The organism is Halomonas sp. TA22 (genome assembly GCF_013009075.1).
Taxonomy (GTDB): domain Bacteria; phylum Pseudomonadota; class Gammaproteobacteria; order Pseudomonadales; family Halomonadaceae; genus TA22.
The window spans coordinates 1,493,065-1,518,326 of record NZ_CP053108.1 but is presented as its reverse complement, the minus strand read 5'-3'; the positions used below and the strand labels follow the sequence as shown (position 1 = coordinate 1,518,326).

21 protein-coding genes are annotated in these 25,262 nt (G+C 62.4%); 15 read left to right on the top strand and 6 right to left on the bottom strand.

Annotation, left to right across the window (positions count from 1 at the left end; all coding sequences use genetic code 11):
- Positions 1–49: 49 nt before the first annotated feature.
- The 3 genes from efp to HJD22_RS07065 all read left to right on the top strand — a co-directional run bounded on the left by efp (position 50) and on the right by HJD22_RS07065 (position 2,982).
- Positions 50–616 carry an elongation factor P gene (gene efp / locus HJD22_RS07075; RefSeq protein WP_208654983.1) on the top strand — a complete coding sequence of 189 codons (567 nt, stop codon included), beginning with the start codon at positions 50–52 and terminating at the stop codon, positions 614–616.
- A 63-nt stretch (positions 617–679) separates the two neighbouring features.
- Positions 680–1,648, top strand: a complete 969-nt coding sequence (gene epmA / locus HJD22_RS07070; RefSeq protein ID WP_208654984.1) for an EF-P lysine aminoacylase EpmA — start codon at positions 680–682, stop codon at positions 1,646–1,648.
- A 32-nt stretch (positions 1,649–1,680) separates the two neighbouring features.
- Positions 1,681–2,982: a cytochrome c gene (locus tag HJD22_RS07065; protein ID WP_217267822.1), complete on the top strand. Its 1,302-nt coding sequence runs from the start codon at positions 1,681–1,683 to the stop codon at positions 2,980–2,982.
- On the opposite strand, the gene asd is transcribed toward HJD22_RS07065, so the two are convergent.
- The 4 genes from asd to HJD22_RS07045 all read right to left on the bottom strand — a co-directional run bounded on the left by asd (position 2,983) and on the right by HJD22_RS07045 (position 7,016).
- The gene (asd, locus tag HJD22_RS07060) at positions 2,983–3,834 is read right to left on the bottom strand and encodes an archaetidylserine decarboxylase (RefSeq protein WP_208654985.1); all 852 of its coding nucleotides are present in this window, start codon (positions 3,832–3,834) and stop codon (positions 2,983–2,985) included.
- A gap of 30 nt (positions 3,835–3,864) precedes the next feature.
- On the bottom strand, positions 3,865–4,707 hold the full coding sequence (locus HJD22_RS07055; RefSeq protein ID WP_208654986.1) for a sulfurtransferase: 843 nt from the start codon (positions 4,705–4,707) through the stop codon (positions 3,865–3,867).
- Positions 4,708–4,778: 71 nt separating this feature from the next.
- The gene (rsgA, locus tag HJD22_RS07050) at positions 4,779–5,798 is read right to left on the bottom strand and encodes a small ribosomal subunit biogenesis GTPase RsgA (RefSeq protein ID WP_208654987.1); all 1,020 of its coding nucleotides are present in this window, start codon (positions 5,796–5,798) and stop codon (positions 4,779–4,781) included.
- Between the two features lie 129 nt (positions 5,799–5,927).
- The gene (locus HJD22_RS07045; protein ID WP_283101586.1) at positions 5,928–7,016 is read right to left on the bottom strand and encodes a glycosyltransferase; all 1,089 of its coding nucleotides are present in this window, start codon (positions 7,014–7,016) and stop codon (positions 5,928–5,930) included.
- 463 nt (positions 7,017–7,479) lie between these two features.
- Here HJD22_RS07045 and orn point away from each other — a divergent pair, with 463 nt between their 5' ends.
- A complete protein-coding gene (orn, locus tag HJD22_RS07040; RefSeq protein WP_208654989.1) occupies positions 7,480–8,067 on the top strand; it encodes an oligoribonuclease in 588 nt (195 codons plus the stop codon).
- A 22-nt stretch (positions 8,068–8,089) separates the two neighbouring features.
- Here orn and queG read toward each other — a convergent pair whose 3' ends face one another.
- Positions 8,090–9,184 (bottom strand): tRNA epoxyqueuosine(34) reductase QueG, encoded by a 1,095-nt coding sequence (queG, locus tag HJD22_RS07035; RefSeq protein WP_208654990.1) that lies wholly within the window; start codon positions 9,182–9,184, stop codon positions 8,090–8,092.
- 96 nt (positions 9,185–9,280) lie between these two features.
- On the opposite strand from queG, the gene HJD22_RS07030 reads away from it, so the two are divergent.
- The 11 genes from HJD22_RS07030 (at position 9,281) to HJD22_RS06980 (ending at position 22,468) form a co-directional block, all read left to right on the top strand.
- The gene (locus HJD22_RS07030; RefSeq protein ID WP_248730146.1) at positions 9,281–10,792 is read left to right on the top strand and encodes an NAD(P)H-hydrate dehydratase; all 1,512 of its coding nucleotides are present in this window, start codon (positions 9,281–9,283) and stop codon (positions 10,790–10,792) included.
- The gene (gene tsaE / locus HJD22_RS07025; protein ID WP_208654992.1) at positions 10,773–11,246 is read left to right on the top strand and encodes a tRNA (adenosine(37)-N6)-threonylcarbamoyltransferase complex ATPase subunit type 1 TsaE; all 474 of its coding nucleotides are present in this window, start codon (positions 10,773–10,775) and stop codon (positions 11,244–11,246) included. Before HJD22_RS07030 ends, tsaE begins: the two co-directional genes overlap by 20 nt.
- A gap of 183 nt (positions 11,247–11,429) precedes the next feature.
- Positions 11,430–12,818: an N-acetylmuramoyl-L-alanine amidase gene (locus HJD22_RS07020; RefSeq protein ID WP_208656821.1), complete on the top strand. Its 1,389-nt coding sequence runs from the start codon at positions 11,430–11,432 to the stop codon at positions 12,816–12,818.
- A gap of 21 nt (positions 12,819–12,839) precedes the next feature.
- Positions 12,840–14,756, top strand: coding sequence for a DNA mismatch repair endonuclease MutL (gene mutL / locus HJD22_RS07015; protein WP_208654993.1), 1,917 nt, complete (start codon positions 12,840–12,842; stop codon positions 14,754–14,756).
- Between the two features lie 7 nt (positions 14,757–14,763).
- On the top strand, positions 14,764–15,717 hold the full coding sequence (gene miaA / locus HJD22_RS07010; protein WP_208654994.1) for a tRNA (adenosine(37)-N6)-dimethylallyltransferase MiaA: 954 nt from the start codon (positions 14,764–14,766) through the stop codon (positions 15,715–15,717).
- A 120-nt stretch (positions 15,718–15,837) separates the two neighbouring features.
- The gene (hfq, locus tag HJD22_RS07005) at positions 15,838–16,089 is read left to right on the top strand and encodes an RNA chaperone Hfq (RefSeq protein WP_208654995.1); all 252 of its coding nucleotides are present in this window, start codon (positions 15,838–15,840) and stop codon (positions 16,087–16,089) included.
- Between the two features lie 8 nt (positions 16,090–16,097).
- A complete protein-coding gene (hflX, locus tag HJD22_RS07000) occupies positions 16,098–17,414 on the top strand; it encodes a ribosome rescue GTPase HflX (RefSeq protein WP_208654996.1) in 1,317 nt (438 codons plus the stop codon).
- Positions 17,415–17,565: 151 nt separating this feature from the next.
- Entirely contained in the window at positions 17,566–18,795 is a 1,230-nt protein-coding gene (gene hflK, locus HJD22_RS06995) for an FtsH protease activity modulator HflK (RefSeq protein ID WP_208654997.1), read from the top strand.
- Positions 18,792–19,718: a protease modulator HflC gene (gene hflC, locus HJD22_RS06990; RefSeq protein ID WP_208654998.1), complete on the top strand. Its 927-nt coding sequence runs from the start codon at positions 18,792–18,794 to the stop codon at positions 19,716–19,718. Before hflK ends, hflC begins: the two co-directional genes overlap by 4 nt.
- 163 nt (positions 19,719–19,881) lie before the next feature.
- Positions 19,882–21,063, top strand: a complete 1,182-nt coding sequence (locus HJD22_RS06985; RefSeq protein ID WP_208654999.1) for an ATP phosphoribosyltransferase regulatory subunit — start codon at positions 19,882–19,884, stop codon at positions 21,061–21,063.
- A 106-nt stretch (positions 21,064–21,169) separates the two neighbouring features.
- The gene (locus HJD22_RS06980) at positions 21,170–22,468 is read left to right on the top strand and encodes an adenylosuccinate synthase (RefSeq protein WP_208655000.1); all 1,299 of its coding nucleotides are present in this window, start codon (positions 21,170–21,172) and stop codon (positions 22,466–22,468) included.
- A gap of 80 nt (positions 22,469–22,548) precedes the next feature.
- Here the strand turns inward: HJD22_RS06980 and HJD22_RS06975 are convergent, their stop codons facing one another.
- Positions 22,549–25,239 carry a tetratricopeptide repeat protein gene (locus tag HJD22_RS06975; protein WP_208655001.1) on the bottom strand — a complete coding sequence of 897 codons (2,691 nt, stop codon included), beginning with the start codon at positions 25,237–25,239 and terminating at the stop codon, positions 22,549–22,551.
- Positions 25,240–25,262: the final 23 nt, after the last annotated feature.

Sequence of the window (25,262 nt, the reverse complement as noted above, 5' to 3'; positions counted from 1 at the left end):
ATTTGCGCGATCCGGCGACCGGTCCGCATCAGTACCACAGTGAGGAATCATGGCGAACTATTCTACCAACGAATTCAAGGGCGGTCTGAAGGTCATGCTCGACGGCGACCCCTGCTCGATTGTGGAGAACGAATTCGTCAAGCCGGGCAAGGGCCAGGCCTTCAACCGCGTCAGGCTGCGCAACCTGATCACCGGCCGGGTCTGGGAGCGTACCTTCAAATCCGGCGAGTCGCTGGAGGGTGCCGACGTGGTGGACCTCGACATGGAGTATCTCTACACCGATGGCGACATGTGGCACTTCATGAAGACCGATGGCTCCTTCGAGCAGTACGCGGTGGAGAGAAAGGCGCTGGGCGACACCGAGAAGTGGCTCAAGGAGCAGGTGCCCTATACCGTGACACTGTGGAACGACAAGGCGATCAGCGTGACGCCGCCCAACTTCATCGAGCTTGAAGTGGTCGAGACCGACCCGGGCCTCAAGGGCGATACCGCCCAGGGCGGCTCCAAGCCGGCCACGCTCTCGTCCGGTGCGGTGGTACGTGTCCCGCTGTTCATCAACCAGGGCGAAGTGTTGAAGGTCGATACGCGCTCCGGCGAGTACGTCAGCCGCGCATAATCGCACCACTATCTCCCTCTACGCCGAGCCTCGTGCTCGGCGTTGTCGTTTGCCGAGGTGACTATGAGCGACTGGCACCCCTCCGCTACCATCGAGACGCTGCGTGCGCGTGCCCGCCTGCTGGCCGAGATTCGAGGCTTCTTCACCGAGCGCGATGTGCTCGAAGTGGAAACACCGGTGCTGGGCCGTGGCGGCAGCACCGACGTGCATCTCGATTCGCTGTCGTCGATCGCGACCACGCCGGCGGGGCGTGAACGCCTCTGGCTGCAGACCTCTCCTGAATTCCACATGAAGCGGTTGCTGGCGGCGGGCAGCGGACCGATCTTTCAGCTGGCGCGAAGCTTTCGCAACGGCGAGGTGGGAAGCCGTCACAACATCGAGTTCACCATGCTCGAGTGGTATCGGCCGGGCTTTACCCTCGATGAGCTGATTGACGAGACCGAGGCGCTGATTCGTCTCTTACTGCCCCAGGCTGGCCCGCGTCGGCTGAACCGCTATCGCGAGCTGTTTCGCGAGCAGTTGCACGTCGATCCCTTCTCCACCTCGCTTGACGAGTTGCGCCGGCTGGCTGGCGAGCGGGGTGGCTTGAACATGGGCGAGAGCGACCGTGACGGCTGCCTCGATCTGCTGATGAGCCTGGCCATCGAGCCGACCCTCGGCCGGCAGGGTATCGACGTGGTGACCGACTATCCTGCCAGCCAGGCGGCGCTGGCGCGGCGCCATCGTGATCCGGAGGATGGCGAGTGGGTCGCCTCTCGCTTCGAGGTCTACGTGAGCGGACTTGAGCTGGCCAACGGCTACGATGAGCTGACCGATGGCGACGAACAGGCCGCGCGTTTCGCCGCCGACAATGCCGAACGCGAGCGCGCCGGCAAGCCGCTTGTCGATGCCGACAGGCAGCTGGTGGCGGCCCTGTGCGCGGGTATGCCGCAGGGGTGCGGTATAGCGCTGGGCGTTGATCGCTTGATACAACTGGCGCTGGGCAAGCACAGCGTGGCGCAGGTGATGGCGTTTGCGACCCCGGTGTGCTGAAACGCTAATCGATCACCGCTGCAGGAACCATGATGGCGATACATGAACGCCTCCTTTCGATAGCTCCACTCGGCATGGCACTGGGCCTTTCCCTTGTCAGCCAGATCACCCATGCGCAGCAGCTCAGTCAAGACGCCTTGATCGAGAAGGGCGAATACCTGGCGCGCGCCGGCAACTGCGTGGCCTGCCATACCGCCGACGAGGAGAGAATGTCCGCCGGTGGGCGGGCCATGAAGACGCCGGTCGGCACGATCTACTCGACCAACATCACGCCGGATCCCGAGACCGGCATCGGCGACTATTCGCTTGCGCAGTTCACCCGGGCGATGCGCGAGGGAGTCACGCCGGAGGGCCACACCATGTATCCGGCAATGCCCTATCCTGCCTATGCGCGGATCACCGACGAGGACATGCAGGCGTTGTATGTCTATTTCCTGCATGGCGTCGAGCCGGTCCATCAGCATAACCGCGCGCCCGACATTCCCTGGCCGTTGAGCATGCGCTGGCCATTGAGGGTCTGGAGCTGGCTCTTTGCACCCGATGAGGCGGGATTCACGCCCGATCCCGAACGCAGCGACGAATGGAACCGTGGCGCCTATCTCGTCGAGGGGTTGGGCCATTGCGGAGCCTGCCATACGCCGCGTGGCATGGCCTATCAGGAGAAGGGCTACAAGGCGGGTGAGAGCGGCTTCCTGAGCGGTGAAACAGTGGGTGGCTGGCATGCCTTCAACATCACCTCGGATGTCGAGCATGGCATCGGCGGCTGGAGCGACGACGAGATAGTGGCCTACCTGCGCGATGGCGCGGCGCCCGGCAAGGCCCACGCTGCCGGCCCGATGGGCGAAGTGGTTGGCCACAGCCTGCGCCATCTCGACGAGGCCGATCTCTACGCCATGGCCACCTATCTCAGGAGCGTACCGGCGGTGAGTGCGCCGGAGCCCAGCCGCTTCGGTCAGGGCGAACCCGCCGATGACATCGACCGCATGGACGATCCCGCGTTCGTCGAGACGCCAGAGGGGCAGGCGGCCAGACGCTATCTGGTCACTTGCGCCCATTGCCACGGTGACCGCGGCGAAGGGTCGCGCCGCGGCGACCCTTCACTGTTCCATAGCAGCGTGGTGGGCTCGGCGGACCTGACCAACCTGGTGCGGGTGTTGCTCGACGGGGTCGAGCGTCACACCAACCAGGGGCGGGTCACCATGCCGGGCTATGCCGATGAGCTGGATGACGAGCAGATGGCCGATCTGACCAATTATCTGGTCGAGCGCTTTGGCAATCCTGCGGCCGAGAGGCTCGGGCCTGAGGATATCCGGCGGTTGCGCAGGGAGCGCTAGTCATGCCTCGACCTGGATCGGGGAAATCTGACCGAGGCGTCGCCCCATCGAGACCATGCTGTCGAGTGGCAGATCGTCGAAGTCGACCTCGCGGCTGAAGCAGGTGACCACCGTGGAGCCGAGGCGGAACAGTCCCATTTCGGCGCCCTTCTCGAGGACGATGGGGGCATCGAAGCGGATGCGCTGTACATTGCGCGATAGCGGCGTGACCTGCCCGCCCCACACGGTCTCGATGCCGGCGACGATCATTGCTCCCACCAGCACCATTGCCATGGGGCCGAATTCGGTATCGAAGATGCATACCAGGCGTTCGTTGCGGTTGAACAGGCCCGGCACATGCTTGGCGGTCGCCTGATTGACCGAGAAGATTCGCCCCGGCACGTAGACCATCTCCCGCAGCGTACCGGTCAGCGGCATGTGCACGCGGTGATAATCCCGAGGCGAGAGGTAGACGGTGGCGAAACTGCCCTGGCGGAAGGGATCGGCCCGCTTGGGGTCGCCGCCGAGCAGGTTGGTCAGCGAGTAGAGCTGGCCCTTGGCCTGTACCAGGGTGTCGTGATGGATACGCCCATACTGCGAAAGCTGGCCATCGGTGGAGTTGACCACGCCACTGCCGATGGAGCGTGCACCCTCCACCAGTGCCCGGGTGAAGAAGGCATTGAAGTTAGGATAGGCGGTGGGATCGGGCTCCACGGCCTGGCTCATGTCGACGTCGAAACGGCGTATGAACGTCTGGATGAAGAGATTCTTCACCCAGGGAATACGGCACTCGGCCACCTTGCCCACCAGGCGTGAGATCAGGTGGTGGGGCAGGGGGTACTGAATCGAGGCGAAGAGCTTGTCGCGGGTCACGTTGGTTGATCCATCGGCATGTGTTCTAGGTTAACGTTCAATCGGTGTATCGTCGCGGTTGCCCCACTCCTTCCAAGAGCCGGGGTAGGCGCGAATCTTCTCGAAGCCCAGCGCCTTGGCCACCAGCCAGGTAAAGCCGCTGCGGTGATGGCTTTGGCAGTGGGTGACGACTTCCATGTCAGGTGTCAGTCCCATCGCCTGGAGCTCGGTGATCAGCTCGGCATAATCGCGGATGCGCAGTGAGCGCTCGCGGTCCATGGCCTCGGTCCACTCCATGTTGACCGCGCTGGGAATATGCCCCAGGTGCTTGTTCTGCCCCTTTTCGCCGGCGTATTCACCGGGGGAACGGGCATCCCAGATGGCGAAGCCTCTCTCGTCGAGGCGTGCCATGATCTCCTCGTGCCCGATGCTAACCTGAGGCTTGAGAATCTCGGCCCGATAGGTGCTGGGCTTGGGCTCATGCGTCTCTCGGGAGGTTTCAAGGCCCGCATCGCGCCAGGCATGGATGCCGCCATTGAGATAGGAGAAGCGCTCATGGCCGATCAGCTCGAGTGTCCACAGCAGGCGCCCGGCCCAACCGCCTCCTTCGTCGTCATAGGCAACGACATGGCGATCGCGAGTGAGCCCCAGCGATGAGAACAGTGCGGAGAGCGCGTCGACATCGGGCACCTCGTTGGGCACGTCTCCACTGCCCCGCATCAAACGCTGATGATCGAGGAAAACCGCACCGGGCACGTGCCCTTCGTTGTAGCTCTCCGGCTTGAGCGGCACATCGATCACCAGCAGCGTGGGATCGTCGAGGTGCGCGTGGAGTTGCTCGGGCTCGATGATTAGAGGCAACAGGTTGGCTTCGGAACTGGCTTCGACACTCATTGGGGACTCCTTGCGGTCAGCGAGGCGTACAGGTCATGCAATGATGACACAGCCTTGGCGATGCCTGCGAGCTAGCGCCCGTCGCTTTCGAGGCTGTCGACGATGCGCCGATAGCTGTCGAAGCGCGCGGGGTGGATGTCGCCGCGCTTCACGGCGGCAAGCAGGGCGCAGCCAGGCTCCTGGCGGTGACGGCAGTCGCGGAAGCGGCAGCGACCGAGATGGTCGCGAAATTCGATGAAGTTCTCGGTCACCTGCTGTTCGTCGAGGTGGATAAGGCCGAATTCGCGAATGCCGGGCGAATCGATCAGCTCGCCCCCTGCGGGCAGGGCATAGAGCCGGGCAGTGGTGGTGGTATGGGTGCCCTTGCGCGAGTCCTCGGAGAGTGCCCCGATGCGCAGGGTGTCGTCGGGCAGCAGGCGGTCGATCAGCGACGACTTGCCCACGCCGCTCTGCCCGACGAAGACCGAGGTTCGACCGGTCAAGTGAGCGTGCAGCGCATCAAGGCCATCGTCACGCTTGGTGGAGGCGTTGATCACGGGATAGCCCAGCGCTTCGTAGCGCTCGAGCAGTTGCCGCAGTTCGCCACCCCGCTCGGGCAGTAGGTCGATCTTGTTGAGTATCAGTGCAGGAGCAATGCCGGTCGCCTCGGCAGCGACCAGATAGCGGTCAATCAGGTTGGGGTGTGGTTCGGGCTCGGCGGCAAAGACGATCAAGATCTGACCAATGTTGGCGGCCACGGGCTTGAGCAGGCCGCGGGCATCGGGGCGCTCGAGGACATTGTCGCGCTCGACGCGGGCGACCACCACGCCACTGTCATCGTTAGCCTGACGCCAGATCACCCGATCCCCGGTCACCAGGCTCTCGAGATTGGCGCGAAGATGGCAGCGATGGCTGGCGGAGGCGCCGGGCGGCCTGACGTCGAGTGTACGGCCGAAGTGGGCGATCACCCGGCCTGGTTGTTCCGGGCCGTATTCGCCCGCCTCCAGCTTGTCGCTATCCTGCGAGTCACGCCGTTCGGCGCGTTGTGTCCGCTCGGCCTGGATCTTTTCGACGCGCCAGCGTTGCTGTCGCGATAGCTTACGTTTGCTCATGCGTGCCCAAGGCTATGTACGATGCGCCTATTGTACGCAGCGCCGCTGCCGCTGTCGCGAAGCGTTCGGTTTGCGCGCAGTGAGCATGCCCACGTTGAGTGGCGGCAGCGTTTATCGCATCAGCCGTGCTCATCGAGTTGCGGTATGGCTCCTTCCACGTTTTGCACGAAGCGCTATCTTGGCAGGTATTCTCTTGAGCTTGGCGGTTACCCAGGAGGAGGCCACGGCAGGCGCCCATCGATACGCCTCTTTCAACAGTTTCCAGCGCAATGAATAAGAGATGTCATTGTTGAAGCTGGCATGCTGCATCAGGGCCTTACCCACCTCATCCTTGAAGTAGCGAACCGTGTCTGCACTCTCACGCGTCTCGGCCTGACGCAGGACTTCTCGCAGGCCTCGCATGCCCGCCTCGAGTTGCTCCTGAGTCGCCGGCGGTACTGGTCGCTCACGGAAAGTCATCTGCATGGCGCCGGCCTCTTCAAGCGACACCTCGCGCTGCAGGTAGTCGCTCAGCAGCCGCTTGCGTATTCCGAGCGAGCGCGCCAGTTGCTTGGCATCGCGCTTGAACATGGAAGCGGCGCTATGCTTGCGATAGTAGACGAGGGGAACGTCCAAATTTGCCGAGCGGGTAAGAGGCCTCATGCGTGCCCACAAATCTGCATCCGCACTGGTGTAATAGGTCACATCATAGCCACCGACGGCGCGTATCAGCTCGGTTCTAAACATGGAGCCAGGATGCGTGAAGGAGGTGATGAAAAGTTCGCGCATGCGTATCTGGCCATCCTTACCAGGGAAGTGGAGGCGGTTCCAGAACTTTCCCTCCTCGTCGATCTGATCGGCAGCTCCCGAGAGAATACCGATCTCCGGATGCTCGTCGAAAAAACGCACTTGGCGTTCCAGTCGATCCGCTGGATAGCGGTCATCGGCATCGGCACGTGCAATGAGCGGTGCGCGGCACTGCTCGAGGCCCAGGTTGGAGGCGGCGGGGCGCCCTATGTTCTTCTCGCTTGCGATAACGATGACTCGCGGGTCGCGTGATGCGTAAGTATGCAAGATCGACAGCGTGTCATCCGTGCTCCCATCATCGACGATCAACAGTTCGAAATCCGTGAACGTTTGTGCGAGCAGGTCGTCAAGCGCCTCGGCGATAAAGCGTGAGGCATTATAGGCCGTCATCAAGACACTTACTCTAGGAGCGTCAACCAGGCTCTCTTGCATTGTCAGCTCTTCCATTGGCTTTTAAATAAAGCGGGTCCGTATTCTAGGCGTAACGGCTTCGGCACAATGCCTTTTGCAGCTCATCTACGGAGAAGAAACGTGAATGTTGACGATATGCTCCATGGTAATTGTGACAGTTGAACCATTATCAACGGGGAGGCAGTTTTAATGCTGAATCAATCTGAATTTATAAGTTGTAAGGGCGCCTTGTTCAAGCTGGGCATGTGTATATGACGCACTCCTTGGCTGGTGTTTTTTGAATTTAGTAAATTATGATGACGAGCTTCGCTTTTATTATGGTGTCGTGGTTGTGTTTTTTAGTCGATTCATCATTGTTTTTCTAGTCGGATCATTATGGCCTCGCCTCCTTGCCAAGCCTTGCTCAAAGAAGCGCAGTCTCAGCCGTTGCCAATTTACAGATTCCGTCGTGCCGTGAATAATGCCGCTAACCAAGGAGGATAGAATGACTCAAATCCCACAGTCCCAGGCGGTGCGTGATGACTTGCTGGTCTGGATCGATCTGGAGATGACCGGCCTGGATCCGGAGCGGGAGAAGATCATCGAAGTGGCGACGCTGATCACCGACAGTGACCTCAACCTGATCGCTGAAGGGCCGGTCTTGGCGATTCACCAGAATGCCAGTCAGCTCGAAGGAATGGATGCATGGAATCAGAAGACCCATGGCGAATCGGGGCTGATCGAGCGGGTCAAGAATAGCCGTATCGATACGTTCGAGGCGCAGCGTCAAACGCTCGAATTCCTCTCGGCCTACGTGATGCCCGGTACCTCGCCCATGTGCGGCAACAGCGTGCACCAGGACCGACGCTTCATGGAGCGCGAGATGCCACAACTGCTCGATTTCTTCCACTATCGCAATCTCGACGTCTCGACGCTAAAGGAGCTGGCCAAGCGCTGGAATCCCGCGGCCCTGACTGGTTTCGAGAAGCGCAACACTCACCAGGCGCTGGACGATATCCGCGAATCCTTGGCGGAGCTCGCCCACTACCGCAACACCTTCTTGCGCTTAGCGCCGGACGCGGTCGACGAGTAGATGCTTGACGGGTATCGTTCCCTCAACTGCTGACGATCAAGCCTTCTCGTTTCTCCGTCTGGCGAGCCAGTGCCCAGCGCACATGCTCGCGCACCAGATCCGAGGGGTAGGCCAGGCGCGCCTTGAGCGCGCCTTCCACCGCTTGACTCCAAGGGGCGTTGCCCAACCCCACCGCCAGGTTGCGTAGCCAACGCTCGTAGCCGATCCGGCGAATGGCGCTGCCCTCCGTCTTGACCAGGAACTCTCGTTCGCTCCAGGCGAACAGGCTGACCAGCGTGACGCGATCGAGATCATGGCGCGCCGCGAAGTCATCCTCTTCGCTGATCCGTGTAAAGCGGGTAAAGGGGCATACCAACTGGCAGTCATCGCAGCCATAGACGCGGTTACCCATTGCTTCACGATATTTCTCGGGAATCGCACCGTGTAGCTCGATGGTGAGATAGGAGATGCAACGGCGCGAGTCGATCACCTTGTCATCGACGATCGCTCCGGTAGGGCAGGCGGTGCGGCAGGCCGAGCACTTGCCGCAGTGCTCGCTTTCGAAGGGGGGGTCGATCGGCAGCGGCAAGTCGGTATAGAGCTCGCCCAGGAAGAACAGCGAACCGGCCTTGGGGTTGAGCAGCATGGCGTTCTTGCCGAACCAGCCGAGCCCTGCCTTCTGTGCCAGTGCACGCTCCATGACTGGCGCCGAATCGACGAAGGCGCGGTAGCCGAACGGGCCTACCGCCGCCTCGATACGACTGGCAAGCTGCGCCAGCCGCTTGCGGATCAGCTTGTGATAGTCGCGACCCAACGCATAGCGCGACACATAGGCCCTGCCTGGCTGGCCCAGTACCTTGGTGGTCTCCACTTCTGGGGGTAGGTAGTCCATGCGTGCGCTGATTATGCGCAGGGTGCCTGGCACCAACTCGGAGGGTCGTGTGCGCTTGGTGCCGTGCTTCTCCATGAAGGTCATTTCGCCATGATGGCCTGCCGCTAGCCAGCGCTCGAGATAGCGCTCATGCACTTCGAGGTCGCAATCGGCGATACCAACCTGCTGAAAGCCGAGTTCACGGCCCCAAGTCTTGATATCGGCAGCGAGGCTGGCAAGGTCTAGCCGTACGGCGGAAGATGGCATGATCAAGGAAACAGTAGGGAAGTGGAGGAGGGGGCATCGCCTTTCAGCCGGCTATCCTACAAGTTTAGCGGAGCGACGTCATATCAGGAGATGCCGATGGAGAAGGAGGAGACACGATCGCTCTATCTAGCCGCTCAGGTTCGCGAGCTTGATCGTCGAACCATTGCCGCTGGCGTCTCGGGCTTTGCATTGATGCAGCGTGCGGCGATGGCCGCCTACCAGGCAATGCGTTCGCGCTGGCCCGATACGAGCAGTATCAGCGTGCTGTGTGGTGCCGGTAACAATGCCGGCGATGGCTATGTGCTGGCGGCACTGGCGGCCTGCGATGGGCTGGAGGTCGAGCTGATCGCCCTGCGCGATGCCGATGCGTTGACGGGCGATGCCGCTCTGGCGGTCGGCATGGCCAAGCAGGCGGATGTGACGATCCGGACGTGGCGGTCCGGACAGGCCTTCGGTGGTGGGCTGATCGTCGATGCCCTGCTGGGCACCGGGCTTGCCGGCATAGTGCGCAGCCCGTTTAGCGAAGCGATCGAGACGGTCAATGCCAGCGGCTTGCCGGTGTTCGCGCTCGACATCCCCTCGGGACTCTCGGCGGACAGCGGTGCCGCGCTTGGCGTGGCAGTGCGTGCTGAGGTGACCATCACCTTCATCGCCGACAAGCTGGGACTGCATACCGGTGCTGCTTCCGCTCATGTCGGCGAGCATTGCCTTGCAACGCTTGGGGTCGAGGCCACACAACATGACGACCTGGCGCCGGCAGCCGAACTCCTGGATCAGCGCCTGATCGCCTCCTGCCTGCCACCGCGTCCGCGCGACAGCCACAAGGGCGATCAGGGCCATGTACTGGTAATTGGCGGCGCGCCGGGCTTCGGAGGAGCGGCTCTGCTGGCTGGCGAAGCCGCCGCGCGGCTGGGTGCGGGCAAGGTCAGTCTGGCCACGGCGCGCGAGCATGTCATGGCCTGCCTGGTGCGCTGTCCGGAAATCATGGTGCATGCGGTCGATGCCGATACGGATATCGAAGCTCTGCTCGACGCGGCCGATATCATTGTCGTGGGGCCCGGACTGGGGCAGGGCGAATGGGGGCATGTCATGCTGAAGCAGTCACTGCGCGTGGCCAAGCCCCTGGTCATCGATGCTGATGGGCTCAACCTGCTGGCCTCACGATGGCCGGCACTCAAACGTGATGATTGGATATTGACGCCGCATCCTGGAGAAGCGGGGCGGCTGTTGTCGATGGCCACTGATGAGATACAGATCGATCGGCTTGGCGCAGTGCAGGTCCTGCAGGCGCAGCGTGGAGGCGCGATCGTGCTCAAGGGGGCGGGAACGCTGGTGGCAGGCCCCACTGGCGTGGGTGTCTGTCCCTATGGCAATCCGGGCATGGCCAGCGGCGGAATGGGCGATGCGCTGAGTGGCATGCTCGCTGCCCTACTGGCTCAGGGCGTGGCGTTGGAAACTGCGGCGAGGGCGGGCGTGATACTGCATGCACGGGCTGCCGATCTTGCCGCCGAAGCGGGGGGGGAGCGTGGTTTGCTGGCCAGCGATCTGGCATCCTATGCGCGACGACTGGCGAACCCGCGGACAGACGATGCAAGCGATACTGCGTGATGAAGCAAGACAGGTCGAATTCGGTGAAGCGCTGGGACGTGCCCTTGAGGGGCGTGGACATGTCTTCCTGGAGGGCGAGCTGGGCGCCGGCAAGACGACGCTCACGCGAGGTGTGCTGCGCGCCTATGGCTATCAAGGCGCGGTAAAGAGCCCTACCTACACGCTGGTCGAACCTTATGAGCTGGGTGAGTGGCGGGTCAACCATTTCGATCTCTATCGTCTTGGCGATCCCGAAGAGCTCGAGTTCATCGGTGCGCGGGATCTGTTCGATGCCGACAGCCTATGCCTGGTGGAGTGGCCCAGCAGGGGCGAAGGGTGGTTGCCCACGCCCGATATCCGCGTCCGCCTGCAGGTGATTGCGCAAGGCCGTGAAGCGATGCTTGAGGCGACGAGTGACGAGGGCGAGCGTGTGTTGAGCGTGCTTGCTTCGCTATTGTCGCTCAAGGATGGATAATCGGTACCGAGCTTCCAACAACTACCTCGTCAAACACGATATCAATGGATGTGTAGATAGACGATGACCCTTATGTATCGCATGTGTTGCCGCTGGCTGCCGGGGTGGGTGGCCGATAATGGCAGGGTCACGCGCCTTGGCCGGCGCCCGCTTTTCGTTGCGCTGCTGACGCTACTCTCGCTCATGCCCGCCGCCTATGCCGCCCAGGTGGAGAATATTCGGTTGTGGGCCGCGCCGGATCACTCGCGCCTGGTATTCGATCTATCGTCGGCCGCGAGCGCTTCCGTTTTCACGCTGGACAGCCCTGATCGGTTGGTGATCGACCTCGACGACATGGGCATGCAGGCCGACCCCGCTGGCATCAATCTCGAGGGAAGCGCCATCAGCGCGCTGCGCACCGGGGTGCGCGATGGCTCTGGCCTGCGTGTAGTGCTCGACCTGAAGCGCCAGGTCGAGCCGCGTCATTTCATCCTGGCACCCAATGAGCAGTACGGCCACCGACTGGTGGTGGATCTTGAGTATCCTGGGGAGAGCGCGGTGCAGGACCCAATCGACCCCATCGAGGCGATGATCCGCGATCAGGAGATGGCGGCAGAGCGCGCACGTGCCGAAGCCTCTCCGCAGCAGCGGGTCGAGGAGCAGGCGGCGGCTGCCCTTCAGCAGGCCCAGCCTCACCCCAGGCGCGACATCATCATTGCCATCGATCCGGGGCACGGCGGGGAGGATCCAGGTGCCATCGGGCCTAGTGGGACGCGCGAGAAGGATGTGGTAATGGACATCTCCCGGCGGCTGCAGCGCCTGGTCGATGGTGCCGAGGGATTCAAGGCGGTGATGATCCGCGATGGCGACTACTACGTGGGGCTGCGTCAGCGCACCAAGATCGCTCGTGAGCAGAAAGCCGACTTCTTCGTCTCCATTCATGCCGATGCCTTCGACAGTGCCCGGCCCAACGGCAGTTCGGTCTATGCACTGTCGCAGCGTGGCGCGACCTCCGAAACGGCCCAGTGGCTGGCCGAGAGCGAGAACAGTGCCGACCTGATCGGTGGTGTGGATGGCAGCCTATCGCTGCGCGACAAGGACGAGGTGCTGCGTGGCGTACTCCTTGACCTGACCATGACGGCGACGCTCAACGACTCGCTGGCGATCGGAGGCCAGGTGCTTGACCAGTTGGGCCGGGTCAATCGCTTGCACAAGTCACGGGTCGAACAGGCCGGCTTCATGGTACTCAAGTCGCCGGATATTCCCTCATTGCTGATCGAAACCGGCTTCATTTCCAATCCCGACGAGGAGCGACGCCTGCGCGATCCGGGGCACCAGCAGAAGCTTGCCGACGCAATCTTCGGCGGGCTCCAGGATCATTTTAGGCGTAATCCTCCCCCGGCCAGTCTCCTGGCCTGGCAGCGCGACAGCAATCGCGGCGGTGGCAGCAACGAATACCGCATTCAGCCGGGCGACACGCTGTCGGAAATTGCCGCTCGTCATCAGGTGCCGCTGTCGAGTCTCAAGCAGGCCAACGAAATCAATGGCGATGTGATCAGGGTCGGGCAGGTACTGCAGATTCCACGCTCCTGAGCCGCCGAACGACGAGATGTCATGACACAGACGCGACGTATCCAGATCCTCAATCCGCGACTGGCCAACCAGATTGCCGCCGGTGAGGTGGTCGAGCGGCCGGCCTCGGTGGTCAAGGAGCTGGTCGAGAACGCCATCGATGCCGGCAGTCGACGCATCGAGCTGGAACTGGAGGCAGGCGGGGCGCGGTTGATCCGCGTCCGTGACGATGGCTCGGGCATCGCCGAGGAGGATCTCGGCCTGGCACTGTCACGTCATGCCACCAGCAAGATCGCCTCGCTGGATGACCTCGAGGGAGTGGCGAGTCTTGGCTTTCGCGGCGAGGCACTCGCCTCGATCAGCTCCGTGTCGCGCCTGGAACTCACCTCCAATATCGAGGAGGATCCGCGCCAAGGCTGGCGCGTGGTGGCCGAGGGGCGGCAGATGGAGCCGCGGGTCAGTCCGGCACCCCATCCCCGGGGCACCACGGTCTGCGTGCGCGACCTGTTCTTCAATACGCCGGCGCGGCGCAAGTTCCTGCGTACCGAGAAGACTGAATTCAGCCATGTCGAGGAGTCCTTTCGGCGCCTGGCACTGTCACGCTTCGATATCGGCCTGGCCCTGCGCCACAACCAGAAGCCCGTGCACCAACTGCGCCCCGCCGAGGACGGCGAAGCGCGGGAGCGGCGTATCGCTGCGTTGCTGGGGAGCAAGTTTCTCGACAATGCCCTGCATCTCGACCTCGAAACCGGCGGCCTGCGCCTATGGGGTTGGGTGGGCATGCCCACCCATGTGCGCGCCCAGGCAGACCAGCAGTATTTCTTCGTCAATGGTCGAGTGGTCCGCGACCGGCTGGTGGCGCACGCGATCCGCCAGGCCTATCGTGATGTGGTGTTTCATGGCCGCCACCCGGTCTTTGTACTCTACCTGGAGCTCGACCCCAGCGTGGTCGACGTCAATGTCCATCCGACCAAGCATGAAGTGCGTTTTCGCGATGGCCGCCTGGTGCATGACTTCCTCTTCTCAAGCCTGCACCGCGCCCTCGGTGAGGCTCGCCCCAATAACCATTCTGCAGAGCCGGCAAAGGCATCCGAACTGCTCGACGCCGAGCCGGCGCTGTCATCAGCAGGCTCTCGCTGGCAACAGCAGCCCATGGCGTTCCGGTCGGATCGCGAGAGTGGCGATTCCCGACCTGATATCAACCGTGTACGCCAGTTCATGGCCGGCTACCATGCGCTGCATCCCGAGCATGAAGAGCGACTGCTGACGCCTCAGTTGCGGTCAACCGAGGCAAGTGCCGCGTATTTACCAAGTAGGGTTGAGGAGCGTGCTGTGGCGGGGTGGGCATTGGCCGATGAGGATACCACCCAGGCGCCGCCGCTGGGCTACGCCATTGCCCAGCTGCATGGGGTCTATATCCTCTCGCAGACCGCACACGGGCTGGTGATCGTCGACATGCATGCCGCCCACGAGCGCATCACCTACGAGCGGATGAAGGCGCAGGTACATGGTGCCGAGCGGCTTGAGGCGCAGCCGCTGCTGGTGCCGGTATCGCTTTCTGTGAGTGCCGCCGAGGTCGCCACCGCCGAGGCGGAGCGCGAGGCATTCGCCAGGCTTGGTGTGGAGCTCGACGTGGCCGGGCCGGAAACTTTGCTGGTGCGCCAGGTGCCGACACTGCTCGTGGAGGCCGATGTCGAACCACTGGTGCGTGGCATGCTCGCCGACCTGGAGCGTTACGGACGCTCGGATCGTCTCGAGGCACATATCAATGAACTGCTCTCGACCATGGCCTGTCATGGCAGCGTGAGAGCAAACCGACGCCTCACCATCGCCGAGATGAACGCGCTGTTGCGCGACATGGAGCGCACCGAGCGTAGCGGTCAGTGTAATCATGGCCGACCGACCTGGAAGCAGTTGTCCATGCGCGATCTCGATAAGCTCTTCCTGCGTGGACAGTGAGTCCGTCATGGGTGCAGCACAGCAAAACGATGACCGACCCTTGGCGATTCTGCTGATGGGCCCCACCGCTGCGGGAAAGACCGATCTGGCGATCGTCCTGCATGAAGTGCTGGGTTGTGAGCTGATCAGCGTCGACTCGGCCATGATCTATCGCGGCATGGACGTCGGCACCGCCAAGCCCAGTGCGGCGGAGCGTGCCCGAGCGCCGCATCGGCTGATCGATATCCGCGATCCTGCCGAACCCTATTCGGCGGCAGAGTTTCGCCAGGATGCGCTGCACGAGATGCGGCAAATCACCGCAGCTGGGGGGGTGCCGCTGCTGGTGGGCGGTACCATGATGTACTACAAGCGTCTGCTCGAGGGAGTGGCGACGCTGCCGGAAGCGGACGCCGAAGTGCGCGCCGAGCTCGAGAAACTCGCCGCAACGGCGGGTCTGGCGGCGCTTCACCATAACTTGCGGCAAGTCGATCCCGAATCTGCCGAGCGCATTCACCCAAACGATCCGCAGCGCTTGATGCGGGCGCTGGAGGTGTTTCGGATCAGCGGTCGGCCGATGAGTGAACTGTGGCGTGAGCAGCGTAGTGAAACCTTCCCATGGCGGACGTTGTCGATAGGACTCGCTCCCGTCGAGCGCGGCTGGTTGCATGCGCGAATCGCAAGGCGCTTCGACAGCATGCTCGAGGGGGGCTTCATCGACGAAGTGGAACGGCTGCGCTTGCGTGGCGACCTGCATCTGGGGCTGCCAGCGATGAAAAGCGTCGGCTATCGCCAGGTGTGGGAAGGACTGGAGGCGGGTCACGATCGCGTCTGGATGCGCGATAAGGGCGTCGTGGCGACACGCCAGTTGGCCAAGCGTCAATTGACCTGGTTGCGCAGTTGGCCCGACTTGCATTGGCTCGACAGTCAAGACGACGAATGTCTCGGCAAGCTGCTGAAAATCGTGCGCCAAAGTACCGCTTAGCGTAAGATGGCTGACTGGATTGGCCCCGTTTCAGGCCGTAGATTCACCCCTGCGCCGGCTGTCATTAGCCGGTGTTAATAAATAAAGTGTTAATCGAAGAGACAGTTTAGGGAGAACGAAATGTCCAAAGGTCAATCACTTCAAGACCCGTACCTGAATATTCTGCGCAAGGAGCGCATTCCGGTATCCATATTTCTGGTTAACGGCATCAAACTGCAGGGGCAGATCGAGTCATTCGATCAGTTTGTCATCCTGCTGCGCAACACCGTTAGCCAAATGGTGTACAAACACGCCATCTCGACTGTAGTACCGTCGCGTAACGTGCGTTTGCCTGCCCAAGATCCCGCCGCGGCACAAGACAGCGATTTGTGAGGTAATGATTGTTTTTTGAACGTCCCGACGCCGGTGAAACGGCGATTCTCGTCCATGTCGATTTTCAGGACGAACAGGAGCGTGAAGATTCGGGGGAGTTTCTCGAATTGGTTCGCTCCGCCGGCGCTGAACCGGCTACCCTGCTGACGGGTAGCCGGCATCGGCCTGATTCCCGTACCTTCATCGGCACCGGTAAGCTCGATGAACTCAAGGAATTGTTATCCATTCATCATGCCGAGCTGGTGATTTTCAATCACTCGCTCAAACCTTCGCAGGAGCGAAACCTTGAGCGGGCGCTCAAATGCCGGGTGCTTGACCGTACCGGGCTAATTCTTGATATCTTTGCCCAACGTGCCCGAACGCATGAAGGCAAGCTGCAGGTCGAGCTCGCCCAGCTTGAGTACATGTCCACGCGCCTGGTTCGCGGCTGGACCCACCTCGAGCGCCAGAAGGGCGGTATTGGCCTGCGCGGGCCAGGTGAGACACAGCTTGAAACCGACCGTCGCCTGCTGCGGGTGCGCATAAAGTCGATCCACAAACGTCTCGACAAGGTGCGTAGCCAGCGTGAGCAGAATCGCCGCGCCAGGGCGCGAGCCGAGATTCCCAGTGTCTCGCTGGTAGGCTATACCAACGCTGGCAAATCGACACTGTTCAATGCGGTAACTGACGCCTCGGTCTATGCGGCCGATCAGTTGTTCGCCACGCTGGACCCCACGCTCAGGCGTTTGGAGGTCAACGATGTCGGTCCGGTCGTGTTGGCCGATACCGTCGGTTTCATCCGCCACCTCCCTCACAAGCTGGTGGAGGCGTTCCGGGCCACGCTGCAGGAGGCCGCCGAGGCCAGTCTGCTGGTGCATGTGATCGATGCTGCCGATCCGGATCGTGAGCTCAACGTCGAACAGGTGCAGCGGGTCCTGAAGGAGATCGGTGCCGACCAGGTGCCGAGCCTGCAGGTCATGAACAAGATCGATCTGCTGGATAGCGCTCCTCGCATCGAACGTGACGGTGGGGGCAATCCCGAGACGGTCTGGCTGTCCGCGCAGAAGGGATTGGGGCTCGACCTGCTCGCACAGGCATTATCCGAACGCCTCTCGGACGACGTGCTGTCATTGCAGCTGACATTGACGCCGGAGCAGGGCCGGCTGCGGGCGGCGCTGCATGAGCGGGACGCGGTACGTAGCGAATCCTTCGATGAGCAGGGCCATACGCTGCTGGAGGTACGCCTGCCACGGCGTGACTTCATGCAGCTGATGGCTCATCTAGGCGAGGATGCCGAGGCCTATTTACCCGCCGAGAAGCGCAGCCGCCCGGTATGGGAAGAGTGATAGACGGTGGCGGAAGGGTGGCCGTATCCGTCCGAACGACACAAGAACTGCAGTAGCGGCAAGTCTTATCGCAACCGATGCTGTTGCGCCGATCGGCGAGAAGTTTACGCCGATCGCGCATGAATGATTTAACGCATAGTGGAGAGAACGTATGGCTTGGAACGAGCCTGGTGGTGGCAACCAGCACGACCCTTGGAGTGGTGGTGGTCGCCGTGGTGGCGGTAACGGTGGCGGTAACGGTGGCAATAACCAGGGTCCGCCCGACCTGGACGAAGCGCTGAAGAAATTTCAAAACAAGCTCAACGGCATGCTGGGCGGCGGTGGCCGCGGCAAGCGGGGCGGCGATGGTGACAAGCCCGGGGGTGGGGGCAGCGGGCGTAATACCTTCGCACTTCCTGGTCTGCTGGTCGTGGTGGCACTGGCTATCTGGGCTGCCTCTGGCTTCTATCTGGTGGATCAGTCCGAGCGTGGGGTGGTGTTGCGCTTTGGCGAGTTCCAAGAGGTGGTCACGCCGGGCCTGCACTGGAATCCGCCGTTGATCGATGATGTACGCATGGTCAACGTGACGCGCGTGCGCTCTCTCACGCAGACTCAGTCGATGCTGACCCGCGACGAGAACATCGTCGAAGTGGAAATCTCGGCCCAGTATCAGGTGTCGAATCCGCGCGACTTCGTGCTCAACGTCCGTACCCCGGAAGTCTCCATCGAGAATGCCCTGGATTCGGCCCTGCGCCACGTCGTTGGTGGCACCGAGATGATCGAGATCCTGACCTCTGGTCGTGAAATCCTCGGCAGCTCCGTGGCCAGTCGCCTGCAGTCCTACCTGGACAGCTACGGCACGGGCATCCGCCTGCAGACGATCAACATCGAGTCGACCTCTGCGCCGGCACCGGTGATCGATGCCTTCGATGACGTGATTCGCGCTCGCGAGGATCGTCAGCGGACCATCAACGAGGGTATGGCTTACGCCAACGCGATCATTCCGGCAGCGCAAGGTCAGGCTCAGCGTCTGATCGAGCAGGGCCAGGGGTATCGTGAATCGGTTGTCGCCGAGGCCCAGGGTCAGGCCAACCGCTTTGTCTCGCTGCTTGGCGAGTATCGCAATTCGCCCGATACCATGCGCGAGCGCCTCTACCTCGATGCCGTTAGCGAAGTGTTCGGTCAGACCAACAAGGTGCTGATCGATGTCAGCGACAGCAGTCCGCTGATGTACCTGCCGCTTGACCAGCTGCGGGGCGGTAACCGCAACCAGTCAGGTAACCAGGGCGCCAACGATGGCGGCGAGCGTGTCGACCCGCAAGTGATCGAGCGCCTGCGGACTCAGCAGCAGCAACAAGGCAGCACCAGCAACAGCGGTATCAGCAGGGAGGGCCGTCAATGATCAATAATCGTGCCTTGATGATCGTGGGCGGACTGGCGGCCGCTGCGTGGTTGGCCAGCAACGCTCTCTATATCGTCGATGAGACCGAGCGCGCCGTGAAGTTGCGCTTCGGTGAGGTCATTGAGGAGAACATTCAGCCGGGACTTCACTTCAAGGTTCCCATCACCCAGACGGTCCGCAATTTCGACACCCGGGTGCTGACGCTGGATACCGATACCAGCCGTTACCTGACGCTGGAGCAGAAGGCGGTGATCGTCGACTCCTTCGTCAAGTGGCAGGTGATCAATCCGACTCGCTACTACGAGGCGACCGCTGGCGACGAGATGATGGCGATCCGCCTGATCCAGCCACGTGTCGACGAGAGTCTGCGTAACGAGTTCGGTCGCCTCGACTTGCAGCAGATCATCGCCGAGCGCCGCGACGACTTGATGATTCGTCCGACCCAGGAACTCGATGCGCTGATGCGCGAGGAGCTCGGGGTCTCGATTCTCGACATTCGTGTCAAGCGTATCGACCTGCCCCAGGACGTCTCGGCCGCGGTCTACGATCGGATGCGTTCCGAGCGTGAGCGCGAAGCGCGCGAATGGCGTGCCCAGGGTCAGGAGGAGGCCGAGCGTATTCGTGCCAACGCCGACCGGCGGCGCCAGGTACTGCTGGCCCAGGCCACCGAGCGTGCCGAGACACTGCGTGGTGAGGGGGATGCCGAAGCGGCGTCGATCTTCTCTGCGGCTTACGAGCAGGACCAGGAGTTCTTCACCTTCTATCGTAGCCTGAATGCCTATCGCGACAGCTTCGCAGGCGAAGGCAACATGCTGGTACTGGAGCCGACCAGCCACTTCTTCCGCTATCTCAACGACCCTGCCGTGCAGGAGATCGGTGGCGGCGGCAATGGCAATGGCGGAGCAGCCGGCGAAGACGAGTGACAGCCCGGCCCCGGGGTTCACCCCGGGGCCAAACGTGATAGACTCCTTCAACCGGGCGTGGCCCGGTTTTTTTGTGGCCAGAATCCTCGTGAAGCATCATCAGGCGCGCCGAGGTGAACGCCTGGGATCTGGTCAGCCATCAATATCTGGCAGGGTGGGATAGATGACCATTGCAGACCGCTGGCTGCTTCCCGACGGGATGGATGAAGTGCTGCCGCCTCAGGCGGCACGCATGGAAGAGCTGCGTCGTGGGCTGCTCGACCTGTACTATCGCTGGGGCTTCGATCAGGTCATGCCACCGCCGGTGGAGTTTCTCGACTCGCTGTTGACCGGCACCGGCACCGACCTCGATCTGCAGACCTTCAAGCTTACCGATCAATTGACCGGCCGGATGATGGGGGTCAGCGCCGACGTGACGCCTCAAGTAGCGCGAATGGATGCCCACTCGCTGCGCCGCCAGGGGCCGGTGCGGCTGTGCTATTGCACCAACGTGCTACGCGCCAAGGCTGACCAGCATCAGGGCGGGCGCAGCCCGGTGCAGGTGGGGGTGGAGCTTTTCGGCCATGCAGGCCAGGAAGCGGATCTGGAAATTCTGCGTCTCGCCATCTCGAGCCTGGAACATGCCGGGGCCAGTGAAATTCACTTGGCGCTGGGACATATCGGCATCTATCGCAGTCTGGTGAGTGCCGCTGAACTCGACCCTCCTCAGGAGCGAGCGCTGTTCGATGCGCTCGAACTGAAGTCGCCCGATGCTCTGGCCAGGCGCGTGTCGGAAAGTGTCACGGACCCGGCGCTGGCCGAGATGTTCCTGGCGCTGCCGGCACTGCATGGTGGAGTTGAGGTGCTCGACTCGGCACGCAGGGCCTTCGCCGAGGCACCCGCCGCGGTCGGTGCGGCACTGGATCAGTTGATCTCCCTGAGCGAGGGGGTGAGCCGCGAGTATCCCCAGGTGGCGCTCTACTTCGATCTGGCGGAACTGCGCGGCTACCAGTACCACACTGGCATGATGTTCGCCGCCTATGTTCCGGGTTATGGTCAGGCGCTGGCCAAGGGGGGACGCTATGATGATACTGGTCGCGCCTTCGGGCGTGCGCGTCCTGCCACGGGCTTCTCCATGGATCTCAAGATGCTGGCGTCGCTTGCCATCAAGGAGCCATCCTGCGACGGCATCTGGGTCACGGCAGAGGACGCCTCGGCCTGTGCGGACATGGTGGCATCGCTGCGCCAGGCTGGGGAGCGGGTAGTGGTGGCACTGCCGGGACAGCGCACCGGACCTGAGGTACACCGCTGCAGCCGGCACCTGGCTCGCCTCGGCGGCGAGTGGCAGGTTACGCCCCTGAGCTGAGTGGTAGGGTTAGACATACGCGAATCTTCGATACGCATTACCTTCGCTGAGATTCGCTGAAGATTCGATGACGACTCGATAACGAATCGATAAAGAGACGAACGCAATGGGCAAGAATGTAGTCGTACTGGGCACCCAATGGGGTGATGAAGGCAAGGGCAAGGTCGTCGATCTGCTGACTGAGTCCGCGGCCGCCGTGGTGCGTTTTCAGGGGGGACACAATGCCGGCCATACCCTGGTGATCGACGGTGAGAAGACCGTGCTGCACCTGATTCCCTCCGGTGTGCTGCGCGACGACAAGATCTGTGTGATCGGCAATGGGGTGGTGCTCTCCCCCGAGGCGCTGATCAAGGAGATTCGCGAGCTGGAAGCCAAGGGTGTGCCGGTGCGCGAGCGCTTGCGCCTGTCACCTGCCTGTCCGCTGATCCTCTCCTACCATGTGCGCCTCGACCAGGCGCGCGAAAAGGATCGTGGCGTGGCCAAGATCGGCACGACCGGACGTGGTATCGGGCCGGCCTACGAGGACAAGGTGGCCCGTCGCGGCCTGCGTCTCGGCGATATGCTCTACCCTGAGCGCTTTGCGGCCAAGCTCGGCGAGGTGCTGCGCTATCACAACTTCGTTCTGACTCAGTACCACGGTGAAGCGCCGGTCGATTTTCAGCAGATACTCGACGAGGCCATGGCCATGGCCAAAGAGCTGCGCCCCATGGTCTGCGATACCGTGGGCCTGGTGCACGATATGCGCAAGGCGGGCGAGAACATCCTCTTCGAGGGGGCTCAGGGCTCGCTGCTCGACATCGACCACGGTACCTATCCCTACGTGACCAGCTCAAACACCACTGCCGGCGGAACCGCTACCGGTTCGGGGGTGGGGCCGCTCTATCTCGACTACGTACTGGGGATCACCAAGGCCTACACCACGCGTGTCGGCTCCGGTCCTTTCCCGACCGAACTGTTCGATGAGTTCGGGCGGCACCTGGCCGAGCGTGGACATGAGTTTGGTGCCACTACCGGTCGCCCGCGTCGTTGCGGCTGGTTCGATGCCGTGGCGCTACGGCATGCGGTCCAGATCAATTCGGTGTCGGGCCTGTGTCTGACCAAGCTCGATGTACTCGACGGTCTGGAGAACATTCGTGTTTGTGTGGGCTATCGCAGCAAGGATGGCGAGGTACTGGACACGCCGGTGGATTCCGAGGGCTACGAAGCGATTGAGCCGCTCTACACGGATCTGCCTGGCTGGAGCGATTCGACCCTCGGCGTGAAGCGCGTCGAGGATCTGCCGGCCAATGCGCGTGCCTATATCAGCTTCCTTGAAGAGCAGGTGGGCACCTCGATCGACATCATCTCTACCGGGCCGGATCGGAACGAGACCATCGTGCTGCGCAACCCCTTCGACGGTGAATGAGGCGCTAGCTCACGTGTCTCAGCTGCAAACGAACAAGCCGGCCCAGGGCCGGCTTGTTCGTTGAGGTAGGAGGAACACGTTCAGTTGGTGGAGGCGACCGGGGCCTCGCCGAGTGCTTCCTGAGCCTCCTCATCGGTCAATAGCTGACGCAAGGTCTCAAGTGCCATCTGGCTGTCGCCCTCGATGATGCCGTCAAGCCATAGCAGGGCTTGCTGATTGTTGGCCTGGGGCAGGCCATTGGCAGCCAGGTAGGCTTGCGCCAATGATAGACGTGCGCTGGAGTGGCCCTGCTGGGCAGCCCGAAGAAGATAGTCGGCACCCTCCTCGGGGGAGTGGGGGAGAATGTCACCGAGCAGATATTCGCGTCCTAGTACGGCCTGGGCATAGGAGTTGTCGCGCTCTGCAGCTCTTTGCAGCAGGTCATGACCACGCTCCACCTCCTGGGCGAGGCCCTCCTCTCCACGCAGCAAAGCAACCCCGAGTTGCGTGGTGGCCCCCAGGTCGCCGCCATCCGAAGCCTGGCCAAGCCAGCGCTCGGCCTGCTCGGGGTCGGCCTCGACACCACTTCCCTCCAGATAGGCCTGTCCGATCAGGCGAGCGGCATAGGCATTGCCGTCATTGGCGGCACCTCGTAGATAATCGAGCCCCCGCTGAGTATCCTGCGTCACATGGCCGCCCTGGAGGTAGGCCTCGCCAAGGGTCATGCGAGCGCCAGGATGGCCGCTGGCGGCGGCCTGTTCCAGTAGTCCGATACCACCGGCACCGTCACTCTCCTCAAGCAGCAGGCGACCAAGATCGGCACGGGCGCCATCATGGCCCTGGGCCATGGCGCGCTCGAGATATTCGCGCCCCGCCGCGGTGTCGCGGGTGACGCCACGTCCGTCTAGATAGAGGCGGCCGAGCTCCGCTGCCGCACCAGCATGCCCTTCACGGTTGGCACGCTCCAGCCACTCGCGCCCTTGTTCAAGATTTTGCGCTACGCCATCACCGTATACATAGGCGCGGCCCAGGTCGGCCATGGCTCCGACATGGCCTGCGTTGGCGGCCTGCGTCAGAGCATCGATATCGCCGCCTGCCCCCATGGCACGATAGGTATGCGACAGGGCGTGGGCGGCAGAGGGGTGCCCTGCCGCCTGGGCGCGATTGAGCCACTGCTCGGATTGCCCGAGGTTTCTTGGCACGCCTCGTCCTTCACGATAGGCACGCCCCATCACCACCATGGCGTAGGCATCGCCCAGCTCGGCAGCCTGCTCGACGAATTCACGACCTTGTTGGGGAGCGGGCTCGCTGAGATCGCCGAACATGTACGCCTCCCCCAGCTGTGTCATGGCCGTCGTATCGCCGGCATCGGCTGCCCCTTGGAGCAGCCTCTCTGCCCGCTCAGGATTGGCACTGAGCCCTTCGCCCGACAGGTAGGCCTGTCCGAGTTCTCTTAGTGCCGAGCCTTGGCCGCGCTCGGCCGCTTGCTGTAACAACGCTTCGGCGCGTTGCGAGTCGGCCTCGACGATGTCGCCCCCCAGGTAGAGCGATCCCAGCTGTGCCGTGGCATAGGGATGACCGGCACGATGTCCGCGCTCGAGATATTCCAAGGCACGCTCGGGATTTGATTCGATGATCTCTCCGCTCAGGTAGACCTCGCCCAGCACGGCCAGGGCAAGCCCATGGTTGCGCTCGGCTACCTGTTCGAGCAGGGCAATACCTCTCTCGGGGTCTGCGGCAATGCCCTCTCCCTCGAGATAGGCTCTACCAAGGCTGACGGCGGCATCGTCGGACCCCGCCTCCGCTGCGCGCTGCAGCCACTGCATGCCAAGCTCAGCCGAGCCGGCCTGGTCACTACTGGTAATCAGGCGATCCCCAAGACGCGCCATGCCATCCACGTCGCCCTCTTGAGCGGCGCGCTCCAGCCACTCGATCTCGCGTTGAGGATCATGCTCCAGCAGGCCGTTCGTTGAGTAGAGGCCGGCCATTCCAAGCATGGCGCGGGTATCCCCGGCGGCGGCTTTCTGCTCCAGCGTGTCTACATAGCGTTGGGCATACGCCTCTGCCTGCGCGTCATCCTGGCCTAGCCATCCGCCTGGCCGCCGGGCTTCGGCAAGAGCCAGCCAGCCTGCTTCCCAACCCGCTTGGGCAGCCTCTTCATAGAGCTGCCTGGCCAGATCGGGATCGGCCTGTACCTGCTCGCCACCCTCGGAGAGCAGCTCGGCGAGGAAGAGACGTTCGTTGCGGTCGATATCCTCTTCCACCGCTTGCCAAAGCAGGTAGTAGGCCAGCGCATCGTTGCGCTCGACACCATCGCCGGCCAGATAGAGCTGGGCGAGGTTCAGTGATGCGTGCCCCAGCATGGGGGAGGGGCGCTCGAGTGCCTCGCCATAGAGCCTGGCTGCCTTGGCAGTATCCCGCTCGACTCCTTCGCCATTTTCGTAAAGACGGGCCAGATGATAGTAAGCCGGTGGGAAACTTCCCTGCCTGATCAACGCATCGAGCTCTGCGATGCCTCGGTTGTAGTCTCCCTCTTCGAGCAGCCGCTGTGCGTAGTTCAAGCGCTGCCAATCCTCGCCGGTCATGTTGGCGTCGATACCGCCGTCGAACCAGGAGTGATACTGCTCGGGAATGGCCGGCGCGTGTTCACCGCCGGGCGGTTCGGTCGTGGCACAACCTGCCAGTACCAGCAGAAGCGCGGCACTGCTGACAAGAGGCGCGGTTCTCGCTATCGAACGAGAACGGGCGGAGCGGGGAAATTGATAGGTGAAACGTTTCTTGAATCGCTGCATGGCATTGTTCCCTAAGTTGTCAT

What these genes read in the sequence shown, in the direction of transcription:
- efp (WP_208654983.1), top strand. Translation starts at nt 50, where the DNA reads ATGGCGAACTATTCTACCAACGAATTCAAGGGCGGTCTGAAGGTCATG.
- epmA (WP_208654984.1), top strand. Translation starts at nt 680, where the DNA reads ATGAGCGACTGGCACCCCTCCGCTACCATCGAGACGCTGCGTGCGCGT.
- HJD22_RS07065 (WP_217267822.1), top strand. Translation starts at nt 1,681, where the DNA reads ATGGCGATACATGAACGCCTCCTTTCGATAGCTCCACTCGGCATGGCA.
- HJD22_RS07055 (WP_208654986.1), bottom strand. Translation starts at nt 4,707, where the DNA reads ATGAGTGTCGAAGCCAGTTCCGAAGCCAACCTGTTGCCTCTAATCATC.
- rsgA (WP_208654987.1), bottom strand. Translation starts at nt 5,798, where the DNA reads ATGAGCAAACGTAAGCTATCGCGACAGCAACGCTGGCGCGTCGAAAAG.
- HJD22_RS07045 (WP_283101586.1), bottom strand. Translation starts at nt 7,016, where the DNA reads ATGCAAGAGAGCCTGGTTGACGCTCCTAGAGTAAGTGTCTTGATGACG.
- orn (WP_208654989.1), top strand. Translation starts at nt 7,480, where the DNA reads ATGACTCAAATCCCACAGTCCCAGGCGGTGCGTGATGACTTGCTGGTC.
- queG (WP_208654990.1), bottom strand. Translation starts at nt 9,184, where the DNA reads ATGCCATCTTCCGCCGTACGGCTAGACCTTGCCAGCCTCGCTGCCGAT.
- HJD22_RS07030 (WP_248730146.1), top strand. Translation starts at nt 9,281, where the DNA reads ATGGAGAAGGAGGAGACACGATCGCTCTATCTAGCCGCTCAGGTTCGC.
- tsaE (WP_208654992.1), top strand. Translation starts at nt 10,773, where the DNA reads ATGCAAGCGATACTGCGTGATGAAGCAAGACAGGTCGAATTCGGTGAA.
- HJD22_RS07020 (WP_208656821.1), top strand. Translation starts at nt 11,430, where the DNA reads ATGCCCGCCGCCTATGCCGCCCAGGTGGAGAATATTCGGTTGTGGGCC.
- mutL (WP_208654993.1), top strand. Translation starts at nt 12,840, where the DNA reads ATGACACAGACGCGACGTATCCAGATCCTCAATCCGCGACTGGCCAAC.
- miaA (WP_208654994.1), top strand. Translation starts at nt 14,764, where the DNA reads ATGGGTGCAGCACAGCAAAACGATGACCGACCCTTGGCGATTCTGCTG.
- hfq (WP_208654995.1), top strand. Translation starts at nt 15,838, where the DNA reads ATGTCCAAAGGTCAATCACTTCAAGACCCGTACCTGAATATTCTGCGC.
- hflK (WP_208654997.1), top strand. Translation starts at nt 17,566, where the DNA reads ATGGCTTGGAACGAGCCTGGTGGTGGCAACCAGCACGACCCTTGGAGT.
- hflC (WP_208654998.1), top strand. Translation starts at nt 18,792, where the DNA reads ATGATCAATAATCGTGCCTTGATGATCGTGGGCGGACTGGCGGCCGCT.
- HJD22_RS06985 (WP_208654999.1), top strand. Translation starts at nt 19,882, where the DNA reads ATGACCATTGCAGACCGCTGGCTGCTTCCCGACGGGATGGATGAAGTG.
- HJD22_RS06980 (WP_208655000.1), top strand. Translation starts at nt 21,170, where the DNA reads ATGGGCAAGAATGTAGTCGTACTGGGCACCCAATGGGGTGATGAAGGC.
- HJD22_RS06975 (WP_208655001.1), bottom strand. Translation starts at nt 25,239, where the DNA reads ATGCAGCGATTCAAGAAACGTTTCACCTATCAATTTCCCCGCTCCGCC.